Raw genomic sequence first — 13,103 nt, 5'->3', positions numbered from 1 at the left:
CCCGATCATTGTCGCACGATGTCGTTATCGTAGGCGGCGGGGCCGCAGGCATTGCGACTGCCGCTTCGATGCTGAATCGTCGCCCTTCCCTCGATATCGCCATAGTGGAACCGGCAGAGTATCACTACTATCAGCCGGGCTGGACAATGGTCGGTGCCGGGGTGTTCGAAACTCCGGTGACCCGGCGCCCCATGGCGAGCGTCATGCCCAAACAGGCCCGCTGGATCCGCCAGGCGGCGGCAACCTTCCAACCCGAACAGAACCGGCTGACGCTCGCGGATGGCAGCATGCTGGATTACAAGCTCCTCATCGTTGCTCCGGGGATCCGGCTGGCGTGGGAGAAGATCGCAGGCCTGGAGGCGACGCTCGGCAAGAACGGGGTGACGTCCAATTATCGCTACGATCTTGCCCCCTACACCTGGAAGCTGGTGCAATCGCTCAAAGGGGGGCGTGCGATCTTCAGCCAGCCGCCGATGCCGATCAAATGCGCAGGCGCGCCGCAAAAAGCGATGTATCTATCGTGCGATGCCTGGCTGGACCGCGGCGTGCTGGACGATATCGACGTCGAGTTTCGCAACGCCGGGGGCGTCCTGTTCGGGGTGAAGGAATACCTCCCCGCGCTGATGGAATATGTCGAGAAATACGGCATCGAGCTGAAGCTGGGCCAGACGCTGGTGTCAGTGAACGGCGCGGCCAAGTCGGCGGTGTTCAAGACCGAGCGCGGCGAGGAGACTGTCGAATTCGACATGCTTCACGTCGTCCCGCCCCAGGTCGCACCGCAATTCGTCGCCGAAAGTGCGCTTGCCAACGCGGAAAGCGGCTACGTCGATGTCGACAAATTCAGCATGCAGCACGTCCGCTATCCGAACGTCTTCGGTATGGGCGATGCCGGATCGATGCCGAATGCGAAGACCGCCGCCGCAGTGCGCAAGCAGGCGCCCATCGTCGCGGTCAATGCGCTGGCGGTTCTCGACGGCAAGCCGCCGTGCTGCGACTATGACGGCTACGGGTCGTGCCCTTTGACTGTGGAGCGCGGCAAGGTAATCCTTGCCGAGTTCGGCTACGACGGCAAGCTGCTGCCCAGTTTCCCCGAATGGTTGATCGACGGGACGCGGCCCAGCAAGCTGTCGTGGCTGCTCAAGTCGGAAATCTTGCCGTGGGTTTACTGGAACGGGATGCTCAAGGGGCATGAGTGGATGGTAAAACCACAAGTCAAGACCGCCGCCTGATGCCGGCAAGCGACCCCGAGCAAGGAACGACGGGCGCCTCGGCACCCGGACAGGGCGCGCGCGGCAGCGTCCTGGCGCAATATTTCCCGATCCTCGATTGGAGCCGGGGCTACAATTCTTCGATCCTGACGAGTGATCTCGTCGCCGCGGTGATCGTCACGATCATGCTGATCCCGCAAAGTCTTGCCTATGCCTTGCTGGCTGGCTTGCCGCCGGTGGTCGGGCTCTACGCCTCGATCCTGCCGCTCATCGCCTATGCCATCTTCGGCACCAGCCGGACGCTGGCGGTCGGGCCGGTCGCGGTCCTCTCGCTGATGACAGCCAGCGCGGCGGGTGCAGTGGCCGCGCAGGGTACGGAATTGTACCTGGAAGCCGCCATGACGCTGGCGGCTCTGTCCGGCGTCATGCTCGCAATTCTTGGCCTGTTGCGCCTCGGCTTCCTCGCTAACCTGCTTTCGCACCCGGTCATCAGCGGTTTCATCACCGCAAGCGGACTGTTGATCGCGACCAGCCAGCTTAAGCATATCCTGGGCATTTCCGCGGGCGGGGACAACTGGCCCGAGATGATCGGCTCGCTTGCGGCTTCGATCGGGGGGATCAATCTCTGGACCCTGGCCGTCGGCATCCCGGCAACAGCGTTTCTGTTCTGGGTGCGCAAGGGCCTCAAGCCGGTGCTCGTGCGCCTTGGCCTCCCCCCCCGCCTCGCCGACATCGGTGCCAAGGCCGGACCCGTGATTGCCGTGGCCGCAACCATCCTGGCGGCAATCATCTTCGATCTCGGATCGAGAGGCGTGAACCTCGTCGGGGCGATCCCGCAAGGACTACCGCCCTTCGCGCTGCCCTCGACCGACCTGGCGTTGATCGAGCAGCTTTGGGTACCCGCGCTGCTCATCTCGATCATCGGCTTCGTCGAGAGCGTTTCCGTCGCGCAGACCCTCGCCGCCAAGCGCCGCCAGCGGATCGCGCCGGACCAGGAACTGATCGGACTTGGCGCGTCCAATATCGCCAGTGCTTTCTCGGGCGGCTACCCGGTCACCGGCGGCTTTGCGCGATCGGCTGTCAATTTCGATGCCGGCGCGCAAACGCCTGCGGCGGGGGCCTACACCGCCGTGGGCATTGCGCTGGCGACTCTGTTCCTTACGCCGCTGCTGTTTTCCTTGCCCATCGCCACGCTCGCAGCGACGATTATCGTCGCCGTGCTGAGCCTGGTCGATCTCAAGACACCCCGACTGCTGTGGCGCTATTCCAAGGCGGATTTCGCAGCGCATATGGCAACCATCGTCGTGACGCTTCTCGTCGGCGTGGAGATGGGCGTCATCGCGGGGGTCGCAGTCGGCCTGCTGCTCTATCTTTGGCGCGCCAGCCGCCCGCACGCGGCGATCGTTGGACGGGTCCCGGAGACCGAGCACTTCCGCAATGTCGAGCGGCACACGGTATTCACCGTTCCCCATGTGCTGTCGATCCGCATCGACGAGAGCCTGACCTACCTCAACGCGCGCTGGCTGGAGGAATACGTCCTCGAGCGTGTGGCCGAGCAGCCCGAGGTGCGGCATGTGATTCTGATGTGCAGCGCCGTGAACGAAATCGACGCATCGGGCCTCGATAGCCTCGAGGCGATCAATCACCGGCTGGGCGATGCGGGGATCGGCCTGCACCTGTCGGAGGTCAAGGGGCCCGTTATGGATCGCCTGTTGCGCACGCCCTTCGTCGAAGAACTCAACGGCCGGGTGTTCCTCTCGCAAAACCGGGCGTTTCACGAGCTGTCGATGAATGGCGTATCCGAAGCGGTGCCGCCTGCCGACATGCCCAGAGGCATGATCTGATGGCCGCTATTCTCGACCACCCTGTGATGGAAGCGCATTAAGCGGGCGATGCGAGGCGGATTGCAGGTCTGCGCGCAACCAAGGTGAATTGACCGATAAGGGGGACGCGGGAACGCCCCTCCCCCTCATCCACTTCACTGACTGCAGGAAAACCACAGTTCGAAGGAAATGCCGCCATGTTGCTCGAGAAGATCAAGACCCCGGGACTGTCTCATCTGTCCTACCTGATCGGTTCGGGAGGAAAGGCAGCGGTCATCGATCCTCGGCGCGATTGCGAGATTTATATCGAGAAGGCGCGAGCCGAAGGCCTTTCTATCACCCACATATTCGAAACCCACCGCAACGAAGACCTGGTTTCGGGCGCCCCCATCCTGGCGGAATGGACCGGAGCGAAAGTTCTTCATGGCCCCAATCCGGGGGCTGAAGTTGTCTACGCCGACACCGCCAGCGAGGGCGATCGGTTCGACATCGGTCAACTCGTCATCGAGGCATTGGAAACGCCGGGCCACACCGACGACCACCTGGCCTACGTGCTCCATGATCGCGAATACTCGAAGGGTCCGGTAGGCGTCTTTACAGGCGACGCCTTGTTCGTCGGCGATGTCGGCCGCACCGACTTCTACCCCGATCGCAAGCGCGAGGTCGCCGGCCTGCTGTGGGATTCCCTGCACAAGCTCCTGGCCCTTGGCGACCAGACCATCATCTATCCCGCGCATGGCGCAGGGTCGGTCTGCGGCTCGGGCATGGCCGAACGCGAATTCTCGACCGTGGGTCACGAGCGCATCAACAATCCGCGCCTCCAGTTTGCAAGCCGGGACGCCTTCATCGACTTCAAGGTGGCAGAAAATCACTATCAGCCGCCGTATTTCCGCTTGATGGAACGACTCAATCTTGAAGGCGGAACAAAGGCGCCCCGCATCGCACGGCCGCGCAATCTGAGCCTGACGCAATTGCACGAAAGCCACGCAACCCACCTTGTCGATATCCGCGAACCCATGGCCTACGCCTCAGGGCATCTCCCGGGCTCGATGAGCCTTCCCGTCGACATGATACCGAGCTTTGCCGGCTGGTTTATCGGTGAGGGGGACAGCGTGGCCTTTATCGCCTCGAACCAGTCGCAGCTGGAACAGGCGAGCGAGCATCTGATTCGTATCGCGCTCGACAACATTATCGGCGGCTACGTCGGTGTCGTTCCCGCAGCGGCGCAAGGGACGGCAATGGAGATGGCTCCGATGGTCGGTACGCCGGAGGTTGCCGCGCGCCTCGCGAGCGGTTCGGCAGACTGGACCCTGCTCGATGTGCGCGACGCCGACGAGCGGGCCCAAGGCGCCATCCCGGGGTCCGAGCATATCTATGTCGGCGAACTCAACACCCGGTGGCAGGAGCTCGACAAATCGCGCCGCTACACGCTGATGTGTGCCAGCGGGATGCGCGCGACCGTGGCCGCCGGTTGGCTTGCTAGCCGCGGCTTCGAGCACATCGATATCTACCTGGGATCGATGGGCGCCTGGGAAGCCACTCATGGCTGAGCACGATCAGGCGCACTTCTGGGACAATCGCTATCGAGCCGAGGACTACGTCTTCGGCACCGCGCCCAATGCCTTTCTTAGCCGCGAGGCGCATCGCATCCCCGCCGGTTCGCAGGTTCTTGCCGTCGCCGATGGCGAAGGCCGCAACAGCGTCTTCCTCGCCGAACAGGGTTTCGACGTGGTAGCGACCGACATCTCGGAGCGCGGACTTGCAAAGGCGCGGCGCCTGGCTGCCGAGCGAGGTGTCGAAGTCGATTTCAGGCAGATCGATGTGGGAACTTGGGGCTGGCCGATCGCGAAGTTCGACGCCATTGTGGCGATCTTCATCCAATTCGCCGACCCATCTCAGCGGGCAACGCTTTTCGAAAATTTTGCGCGCTGCTTCAAACCGGGCGGTATTCTGCTCATGCAGGGCTATCGGCCAGAACAGCTCGCATACGGCACCGGCGGCCCTCCCCTTGCCGATAGCATGTATACCGAGGCCATGCTGCGCGCAGCTTTCGATCTATGGGACATCGAGCTCCTCGAAAGCCACGACAGCGAGATCAGCGAAGGTTGCGGGCACAGCGGCATGTCGGCGCTGATCGACCTAATTGCCCAACGCCCATCGTAGCGGATTTAGCCTAATTCCAATTCGACTGCAGTGGGTACGCCGTCACCGCCTTCTCCACCGTCTCCTATCCTTGGCCCAGGCGAAACCCGCTATCGGCTTCACGAACCCCGGTGGCTGGATCATCGGTCAACTTGTTCAACTGACATCCGTCAGGCGCAAGTAGGGGCGCAGTTCGTCCCAACCCTTGGGAAACAGCGACGATGCTTCCTCGATGCTGACCGAAGGGGGAATGATCGCTTTGTTGCCCGGCTTGCTTCCCCGCAACCGTCCATTGTGCGCTCTGCATAATCGCGCCATAAAACCTGTCATCGGGGAGGCGTTCGCGTCACCGTCCGGAGGGACCCGCAACGCAATCGGGGGCGAGGCTGCGAATGGACGACCATGAGCTGAGAAAAAGGGCCGTTGCGGAGATGCATCTGCGCCGCTGGCCAGCGATCCCGGTTCCCTGCCTGATCGTGCAATGGGTGCTGATGGTCGACGAGGCCGCGGGTACCACCGAACTCGCGGCGATCGAGGCTCATGCCGCCGAGATCCACCCGGTGGAGAACCCCTCGCACCGCTCGGGTAGCCTGACCGAAAGAATCCGCTTTTCCTGGGAGCAGCACAGTGAAGGTAGCAGCCTGACCCTGCTGGTCCCGGGCGCTGCATCCGAAGCCTATCTGGATCCAGAATCTGATGGGGAGCTGCGCGCGGCGCTCGAATGGGCGCGGCAATTGCCCGGCAAGATTGTGCGCTCGACGCGGATCTGGATAGCCGAAAGCGATGCCGATGCGGAGCAACTGCTCGAACGGATGGACCTCAAACGCGACGAGCTGGTCTCGGGCAGAATCGACGGATCGATACGGATCTGGTCAGATTTCCGCCTTCGCGAGGACGGCTTCGGGCGTCTGGTGGTCGCCGCGAATGGCGCGGAAACCGGCGATCTGACTCGCGCGGTTCAGCGGCTTCAGGAGCTCGGCAATTACCGCAACCGCGCGCTGCTGGGCCTGCCGGTCGCACGCGAATGCTGGCCGCGGCTCGACGAGGCGGAGCGGCGATTGCGCGATCTGGCCGACCGGGTCGCCAATAGCGACGAGCGCGACGACGTGTTGATGGAGGCGCTGTCCGACCTGTCGCTCGATCTCGCCGGCATTTCGACCGCGATCGGCTTCCGCATGGATGCGACCAAGGCCTATGCCCAGCTGGTCGAGGCGCGGCTGCTCCAGCTCAAGGCTGAGCCGGTCCCCGGCTTCGCCTCGCTCGACGATTTCACCCAGCGGCGTTTCCGCCCCGCGATGAACACCTGCACCGCGACCACCGAGCGCGTGCGCGAACTCGCGGTGCGCGCCGAACAGCTGTCCTCGCTGCTGCGCGCGCGGATCGATACCAGGATCGAGAACCAGAATGCCGATCTGCTCCATTCGATGGAGCGCAGCATAGCGATGCAGGTGCGGCTGCAACAATTGGTCGAGGGACTTTCGGTGGTGGCGCTGAGTTATTATCTGCTCGGGCTCGTGCGGTTCTTCTTCGAAGGACTGCCGCCGGAGAGGCTGCTGTTTTCGGTCGATACGATCGTCGGCTGGTTGGTGATCCCCGTCGTGCTCGGGGTCTGGCTGATCATGCGACTGCTCAAGCGGCGGGCGCTTTCGAGCACCGCGAAATAGCCGTTTTGGCTCTTGTCCTGACGCTCGACCTTGTCCACACTGCCTGACACATGGCAAAATTCCCCTTTTCGGCAATCGTCGCGCAGGACGAGATGAAACTGGCGCTATTGGTCGCCGCGGTCGATCCCGCAATCGGGGGGGTAATGGTGTTCGGCGACCGCGGGACCGGCAAGTCCACCGCCGCCCGTGCGCTGGCCGCGCTGCTGCCGCCGATGACCATGGTCGAGGACTGCCGCTTCCACTGCCGGCCCGAGGAACGCGGCACCTGTCCCGACCAATGCAGCTCGGGGCGCAGTCGCAAGGCGGCGGTTCCCTTCGTGGACATGCCGCTGGGCGCGACCGAAGACCGAGTCATCGGTGCGCTCGATCTCGAACGCGCGCTGCGCTCGGGAGAGAAGGCATTCGAACCCGGGTTGCTGGCCAAGGCGCATCGCGGCTTTCTCTACATCGACGAGATCAACCTGCTCGAGGATCACCTCGTCGACCTGCTGCTCGATGTAGCGGCGTCGGGCGAGAACCTGGTCGAGCGCGAGGGACTCTCGGTCCGCCACCGCGCGCAATTCGTGCTGATCGGCAGCGGCAATCCCGAGGAGGGAGAATTGCGGCCACAGCTGCTCGATCGCTTCGGCCTTTCGGTCGAGGTGCGCACCCCCGATGCGATCGAACAGCGGGTCGAGATCATGCGCCGCTGCGCCGCCAGGGACGCAGACTCCGAGGCATTCGCTGCCGAATGGCAGGCCGAGGATGGCAAGGTGCTGCGCCAGATCGCGCGCGGGCAGAAGAAATTGGCGAGCCTGACCGTCCACGACGCGGTGATGACCGACATGGCCGAGCTGTGCCGCGCGGTCGGTGCCGACGGTCTACGAGGTGAGCTGACGCTGATGCGCGCCGCCCGCGCGCTCGCCGCGCTCCACGGCGCAGATGCGGTCCGGCGCGAGCATCTGCTCGGCGTAGCACCCATGGCGCTGCGCCATCGCCTGCGCCGCGACGTGCTCGACGAAACAGGTTCGACTGTGCGGATCGAGCGCGCGATGGGCGAATTGTTCGGATGAAACAGGCCGGATCCGTGCAGGATACCGGCGCCGATACACTCGGCAACCCCCTCGCCGACGCGCTGCTAACGCTTCGCCTCTTCTCCCTCGCGCCGCAGCTATTGGGCGGATTGTGCCTGCGCGCGGCAGGACCAGCGCGCAGTCTGCTGATCGAGCACCTCCTTGCGCTGCTTCCTGCGGGCACTGCCTTGCGCCGCCTGCCCGCGCGTATCGACGACGAGCGGCTGCTCGGCGGGATCGACATGGGGGCAAGCCTCGCGCTCGGACGCAGCATTCGCCAAACCGGACTGCTCGAAGAGGTCGCCGGTGGGGTCGTGCTGGTGCCGATGGCCGAACGGTTACGGCCCGATCTGGCAGGGCGGTTGGCGCAGGCGATGGATGTTGGCAGTGGGGCCGGTTTCGGGCTGGTGCTGTTCGACGATGGCGCCACGGACGACGAAGGTCCGCCCGCCGCGCTTCTCGATCGGGTAGCGTTTCAGGTCGATCTGTCGCCGCTGCGTTCGCTCGATATCGCGGAGGTTCACCGACCTCGGCCACTTCCGATCGAGGCGGTCGAGTCCGGCGACGGGGATTCTCTGACAGCGCTCGCAGGGGCCGCCACCGTTCTTGGAGTGAATTCGGTGCGCGCGTTGCTGTTCGCGCTCGCTGCGGCGCGCGCACATGCCGCGCTGCAGCAGCGGACGACCCTTGATGATGCCGATCTTCGACTTGCGGCCCGTCTCGTGCTGGCGCCGCGCGCTACCAGGCTCCCGCCAACCGAAGAAGAGCGGAGCGACCAGGCTCGCGACGAGCCACCGCCCCCTGATCGCGAGTCCGACTCCGATGGCGACAGCAATGCCGATGCCACCCCGCCCGAGGACAGCGTGCTCGAGGCGGCGCTGGCGGCGATCCCCCCCGATCTGCTCGCGCGGCTGGCGGCGGGAGCGACGCAGCGCAAAGGTCATGGGAGCGGCGGCGGCCAGCGCGCTAAGTCCAAGCTGCGCGGCCGTCCGCTCGGTGCACGCCCGGGAATGCCCGGCGGTGGTACAAGGCTGGCGCTGATCGACACGCTGCGCGCGGCGGTTCCCTGGCAGCCACTGCGTCGCAGGGAACTTCCCGATGGCGACACTCGTCGGTTGGTCATCCGTAAATCCGACCTGCGGATCCGCCGCTTCGAGGAGCGCTCGCTGGCGGTGACAATCTTCTGCGTCGATGCCTCGGGCTCTGCCGCGATGGCGCGGCTGGCCGAGGCCAAGGGCGCAGTCGAGCTGATGCTGGCGCAAGCCTATGTCACGCGCAGCGAAGTTGCGCTGATCGCGTTTCGTGGTGGCGGCGCGGAATTGCTGCTGCCCCCGACCCGCTCGCTGACCCGCGCACGGCGGGCGCTGGCCGATCTGCCCGGCGGCGGCGGCACCCCTCTCGCCGCCGGCATCATCGCCGCGCGCAGGCTGGCTGCCAGCATAGCAGCGCGCGGGACCACGCCCTTCGTGGTTTTCCTGACCGACGGAAGCGCCAATATCGCAGCCGATGGCACCCCGGGCCGGCCACGCGCACGCGAAGACGCCGCATCGGCCGCAAAGGGGCTGGCGGGCGATGGCCATGCCGCCTTGGTCGTCGATATCGCCCAGCGCCCGAGGCCCGAGGCCGAAACGCTCGCGCTTGATCTGCGGGGACGCTATTTGCCGCTGCCGCTGGCCGATGCCGCGGGATTGCAGCGCGCGGTGGAAGCGGCCCGTCCCGAGCGGATGACACCATGAGCGGTTCGCTGCGATGGGAGGTAGAAGGCCGCGACTGGCCGCATCGCGAGACCAGCCGCTTCGTCGAGACTGGTGGGCTGCGCTGGCACGTCCAGCAGGCGGGGAATGGCCCGGTAGTCCTGCTGCTTCACGGCACCGGTGGTGCAACCCATAGCTGGCGGGGAATGCTGCCTCTATTGGGCAAGGAATTCACCGTGGTCGCGCCGGACCTGCCCGGTCACGGATTTACGCGGGGACGGATTGCCGGCGGACCAACCCTGCCCCGCATTGCCGCCGCTATCAGGAGCCTGCTTGAGAGCCTAGGGATCGAGCCTTCGCTGCTTGTCGGCCATTCCGCTGGCGCCGCCATCGCGTTGCGGTTGGCGCAGGACGGGATACGCGCGCCGGTGGTCGGGTTAAGCCCGGCGCTGATGCCCTTCCCCGGCCTCGCTGCACGGCTGTTTCCGGCGATGGCCAAGCTGCTGTTCGTCAATCCGCTGGTACCCTCGATCTTCGCCCGGATGGCGCGCGGGTCGGGCGAGACCGCGCGCTTCCTCACCCGTGCTACCGCCTCGCGGATCGATGCCGATGGACTGCGCTGCTACGAGGTGCTGCTAGGCGACAGCGACCATTGTCGCGGCGCGCTGGCGATGATGGCGAATTGGGACCTTGCGGCGTTCGAGACCGCGCTGCCCGCGATCGATGTGCCGGTGCTGCTGGCGCATGGCGATCAGGACCGTGCGGTCCCGCTATCCTCGGTCCGGCAGGCTTGCGCGGCGTTGCCGCGGTGCGAACTGGAAGTGCTCGGAGGTCTCGGCCACCTGGCGCATGAGGAGCGACCACAAGAAGCGACGGCTATGATCCACGGCTTCGCCGCGCGTCATGCGATACTGGCTGGCGAGGGGGCCTGAGCATGGCGGAAAACTTCGGCTGGATCGAAATCCTTTTCACCGCTGCGGTGGCGCTGGGTTTCGGTTTCTACCAGCTGTGGTCGGTCAATCGCGAGATTGCGCGCGACAAGGAAGCCAAGGAATTGGCGCAAAAAGAACGCGAATCAGACGCGGCGCGGCATCCGGTAGGGGAGCATGAACTGGACGATCGGTGAGGCGAAGCGGTCGAGGTCGAGGCTTTCCTGCACAGCGGTCACCGGTTCGCCATAGAGCCGCGATGCCAGCGTCGAGCGTGCATAGAAGGGCGCATCCTCCCAGGTCTTGAGCACGCTGGCATGCCCGCCATCGGCGCGGGTCTGGCGCTCCATCTGCCACAACGTATTGGCCAGCGGCGCGACCGGCGGCAACTCGGCCTTGTGCGGCGTGCCGTCGGCCTCGAAGCGCAGTGCGCTGGCGAACGGCGAACCGTCGCGGCGGATGCCCTCGTAGCTGACCACCGACCCGGAACGGGTATGGGCACGCGACCAGTGCCAGACGCGGAATCCTTCCTCCAGCGATTCGCTGCCGGAGTTGGAATCGAGATAGGCGCTGCCGCTCCAGCGCAGGCCGGGCTTGTCCATTTCCACCTCGATCCGCGCGCGTGGCGCGAGGCAGTGCCAGCTGTGCCGACCGGCCGGGTCGAGCGCGAAGGCAGTCTCATTGAGCGCCTCGGGAATCACGCGAATTTTCCCACGGACGGCGCGCTGCCACGGGATTCCGAGCCGCTTGTCGCGTTCGACGATGTCTATCTCGAGCGCCTCGCCGGTCCAGCGCAGCGAGCTCGGCCCGATCGCCAGCGTTTGCGCCTCCTGCACCACCGCATCCTGCCCGCGCTCGGTCATGGTCCAGCGCGCACCGGGGCCATAAAGCGCGACGTTGAGCGCGCTGTGGTTCGTCGGAGCGCCCCGGCCGCTCCGCTTGTAGTAGGGCGAGAAAACGCTGCCCAAAAAGGCGATGATCGTCAGCCCGTGCCGCCCGTCGTCGCTGAGCGCATCGACATACCACCAGGCGTAGCCACCGGGTGGAACCGGCGCATCGAAGCGAGGTCCTGCGCCACCTGTTGCGCTGCGAGGCGCCCGGACAAGGCGGCCATCGGCACCCCGGCCCCCGGGTGGGTGCTTCCACCCGCGCAATAGAGCCCAGGGATCCGCGTCCGCGTACCCTGCCGGAGGAAGGACGCCGCCCAGCCGTGCGAGGCCCGTCCATAGATCGCTCCCCCCGTCGAGGGCGAAAATCTCTCGAAGTCGTTCGGTGTCAGGAGCTTGTGGGGCAGCGGGTCGTCCAGCCGCAAGTTGCAGCGCTCCAGGGTTCGCCTCATGGCCCGAGTGCATCGCTCTTTCTCCTGTGTAGTGTAGTCGAATGTGTCGCCATTGGCCGGCGCGTTGACGATGATCTGGAACCGCTCGCGCCCATCGGGCGCGGCGCCGGAGCCCGCCTCGCGATCGAGCGCGCAGACGTAGACGCTGGGGTCGCCGGGCACTGCGCCGCCCCTGATGTCACTGAATTCGCGCGCATAATCGGGCGAGAAAAAGACGTTGTGGCGCGACAGCGGCAAGCCGTCGCCGCGCGCATGGGCGAGCCAGACCAGCGCCGAGAGCGAGCGGTTGCGCGGGCTCATCGGGGCGACCGCGTGGGAGGCCCGTTGCCCGAGCCTGCCGCTCGCCAGCGCGGAGGGGTCGCAATTGGCAACCACCGCATCCGCAGGGATGAATTCGCCGGATTCGACCAACACTCCGCACGCCTTGCCATTGTCGAGTTCGACATCGACGACTTCAGTGCGGGTTCGAAACCGCGCGCCGTGTTCCTCGGCCACGCGCCGCAGCCCGTCGGCAAGCGCACTCATCCCGCCATCGATCAGCCAGACACCCTGCGCCTCGACATGCGCGATCAGCATCAGTGTCGCAGGTGTGGCGAAAGGCGAAGACCCGCAATAGGTCGAATAGCGCGCGAACAGTTGTCTTAACCGAGGGTCTGCGAAATGCTCGCCCAGCACCTTCCACAGGCTCTCGTAGGGGCGGATCGCGAGCAGGTCGCCGATCCGCGCGAGGCCGATGCGGCGCATCAGCGGCAGCGGCCAGGAGACCTTGTCAGCCCGAAGCATGCTGTGTTCGAGAATGCCGTAGATCCGTGCAGCCTCGGTGCGGAAGGCGCGATAGCCGCGCGCGGCCTCGGCACCGGCAAAATCGCCGATCGCTTGCTCGCTGCGCGCCGGATCGGCGTAGAGATCGAGGTGGCCGGTTGCATCCCAGGCGTGGCGCGCGAGCACTTCGGCAGAGCGGACGGAGACATAATCGTCGAGCGAACGGCCTGCGCTTTCGAAGAGATCGTCGAACACGTCGCGCAGCGTGAAGACCGTCGGCCCCGCATCGATCGGCATGCCGTCGACCATGATCCGGCGCGCCTTGCCGCCGACATGGCTCTCCTTCTCGATGACGGTGACATCGTGTCCGCTCGCCGCGAGGCGGACGGCGCAGGCAAGCCCGCCCATCCCCGCTCCGATGATCACCACGCGTGACGCCAATCCCCGCCTCCTCGGCGATTAGAATTGACCTTTACAGAGCATCTGTCCA

General features: G+C 65.5%; 11 protein-coding genes. 9 read left to right on the top strand and 2 right to left on the bottom strand.

What is annotated here, in order from left to right:
* Positions 1-68: 68 nt before the first annotated feature.
* The 9 genes from ACWIKC_RS05885 (at position 69) to ACWIKC_RS05845 (ending at position 10,709) form a co-directional block, all read left to right on the top strand.
* Positions 69-1,229: an NAD(P)/FAD-dependent oxidoreductase gene (locus tag ACWIKC_RS05885; protein ID WP_454599186.1), complete on the top strand. Its 1,161-nt coding sequence runs from the start codon at positions 69-71 to the stop codon at positions 1,227-1,229.
* Positions 1,229-3,052 (top strand): SulP family inorganic anion transporter, encoded by a 1,824-nt coding sequence (locus ACWIKC_RS05880; RefSeq protein WP_454599185.1) that lies wholly within the window; start codon positions 1,229-1,231, stop codon positions 3,050-3,052. Before ACWIKC_RS05885 ends, ACWIKC_RS05880 begins: the two co-directional genes overlap by 1 nt.
* A 176-nt stretch (positions 3,053-3,228) precedes the next feature.
* A complete protein-coding gene (locus ACWIKC_RS05875; protein ID WP_454599184.1) occupies positions 3,229-4,581 on the top strand; it encodes an MBL fold metallo-hydrolase in 1,353 nt (450 codons plus the stop codon).
* Complete coding sequence (locus ACWIKC_RS05870) at positions 4,574-5,194, top strand: SAM-dependent methyltransferase (RefSeq protein ID WP_454599183.1); 621 nt, start codon at positions 4,574-4,576, stop codon at positions 5,192-5,194. The genes ACWIKC_RS05875 and ACWIKC_RS05870 overlap by 8 nt, the downstream gene beginning before the upstream one ends.
* A gap of 371 nt (positions 5,195-5,565) precedes the next feature.
* Positions 5,566-6,837, top strand: a complete 1,272-nt coding sequence (locus ACWIKC_RS05865) for a DUF3422 domain-containing protein (RefSeq protein WP_454599182.1) — start codon at positions 5,566-5,568, stop codon at positions 6,835-6,837.
* Between the two features lie 50 nt (positions 6,838-6,887).
* Complete coding sequence (gene bchI / locus ACWIKC_RS05860; protein ID WP_454599181.1) at positions 6,888-7,889, top strand: magnesium chelatase ATPase subunit I; 1,002 nt, start codon at positions 6,888-6,890, stop codon at positions 7,887-7,889.
* A complete protein-coding gene (locus ACWIKC_RS05855) occupies positions 7,886-9,625 on the top strand; it encodes a magnesium chelatase subunit D (protein ID WP_454599180.1) in 1,740 nt (579 codons plus the stop codon). Before bchI ends, ACWIKC_RS05855 begins: the two co-directional genes overlap by 4 nt.
* Positions 9,622-10,515 (top strand): alpha/beta fold hydrolase BchO, encoded by an 894-nt coding sequence (bchO, locus tag ACWIKC_RS05850; protein ID WP_454599179.1) that lies wholly within the window; start codon positions 9,622-9,624, stop codon positions 10,513-10,515. The genes ACWIKC_RS05855 and bchO overlap by 4 nt, the downstream gene beginning before the upstream one ends.
* A gap of 2 nt (positions 10,516-10,517) precedes the next feature.
* Positions 10,518-10,709 (top strand): hypothetical protein, encoded by a 192-nt coding sequence (locus tag ACWIKC_RS05845; protein WP_454599178.1) that lies wholly within the window; start codon positions 10,518-10,520, stop codon positions 10,707-10,709.
* Here the strand turns inward: ACWIKC_RS05845 and ACWIKC_RS05840 are convergent.
* The gene (locus ACWIKC_RS05840; protein WP_454599177.1) at positions 10,659-11,480 is read right to left on the bottom strand and encodes a hydroxyneurosporene dehydrogenase; all 822 of its coding nucleotides are present in this window, start codon (positions 11,478-11,480) and stop codon (positions 10,659-10,661) included. The two genes, ACWIKC_RS05845 and ACWIKC_RS05840, sit on opposite strands and share 51 nt — an antisense overlap.
* A 14-nt stretch (positions 11,481-11,494) precedes the next feature.
* A complete protein-coding gene (gene crtD, locus ACWIKC_RS05835; RefSeq protein ID WP_454599176.1) occupies positions 11,495-13,054 on the bottom strand; it encodes a 1-hydroxycarotenoid 3,4-desaturase CrtD in 1,560 nt (519 codons plus the stop codon).
* Positions 13,055-13,103 lie beyond the last annotated feature (49 nt).

It is taken from the genome of Qipengyuania sp. SM2507 (assembly GCF_053714505.1).
This window is presented reverse-complemented; position numbering and strand designations above follow the sequence as displayed.

Excerpts from the sequence above, each read along its gene's own strand:
- ACWIKC_RS05885 (WP_454599186.1), top strand. The coding sequence starts at position 69 with ATGCTGAATCGTCGCCCTTCCCTCGATATCGCCATAGTGGAACCGGCA.
- ACWIKC_RS05880 (WP_454599185.1), top strand. The coding sequence starts at position 1,229 with ATGCCGGCAAGCGACCCCGAGCAAGGAACGACGGGCGCCTCGGCACCC.
- ACWIKC_RS05875 (WP_454599184.1), top strand. The coding sequence starts at position 3,229 with ATGTTGCTCGAGAAGATCAAGACCCCGGGACTGTCTCATCTGTCCTAC.
- ACWIKC_RS05870 (WP_454599183.1), top strand. The coding sequence starts at position 4,574 with ATGGCTGAGCACGATCAGGCGCACTTCTGGGACAATCGCTATCGAGCC.
- ACWIKC_RS05865 (WP_454599182.1), top strand. The coding sequence starts at position 5,566 with ATGGACGACCATGAGCTGAGAAAAAGGGCCGTTGCGGAGATGCATCTG.
- bchI (WP_454599181.1), top strand. The coding sequence starts at position 6,888 with ATGGCAAAATTCCCCTTTTCGGCAATCGTCGCGCAGGACGAGATGAAA.
- ACWIKC_RS05855 (WP_454599180.1), top strand. The coding sequence starts at position 7,886 with ATGAAACAGGCCGGATCCGTGCAGGATACCGGCGCCGATACACTCGGC.
- bchO (WP_454599179.1), top strand. The coding sequence starts at position 9,622 with ATGAGCGGTTCGCTGCGATGGGAGGTAGAAGGCCGCGACTGGCCGCAT.
- ACWIKC_RS05845 (WP_454599178.1), top strand. The coding sequence starts at position 10,518 with ATGGCGGAAAACTTCGGCTGGATCGAAATCCTTTTCACCGCTGCGGTG.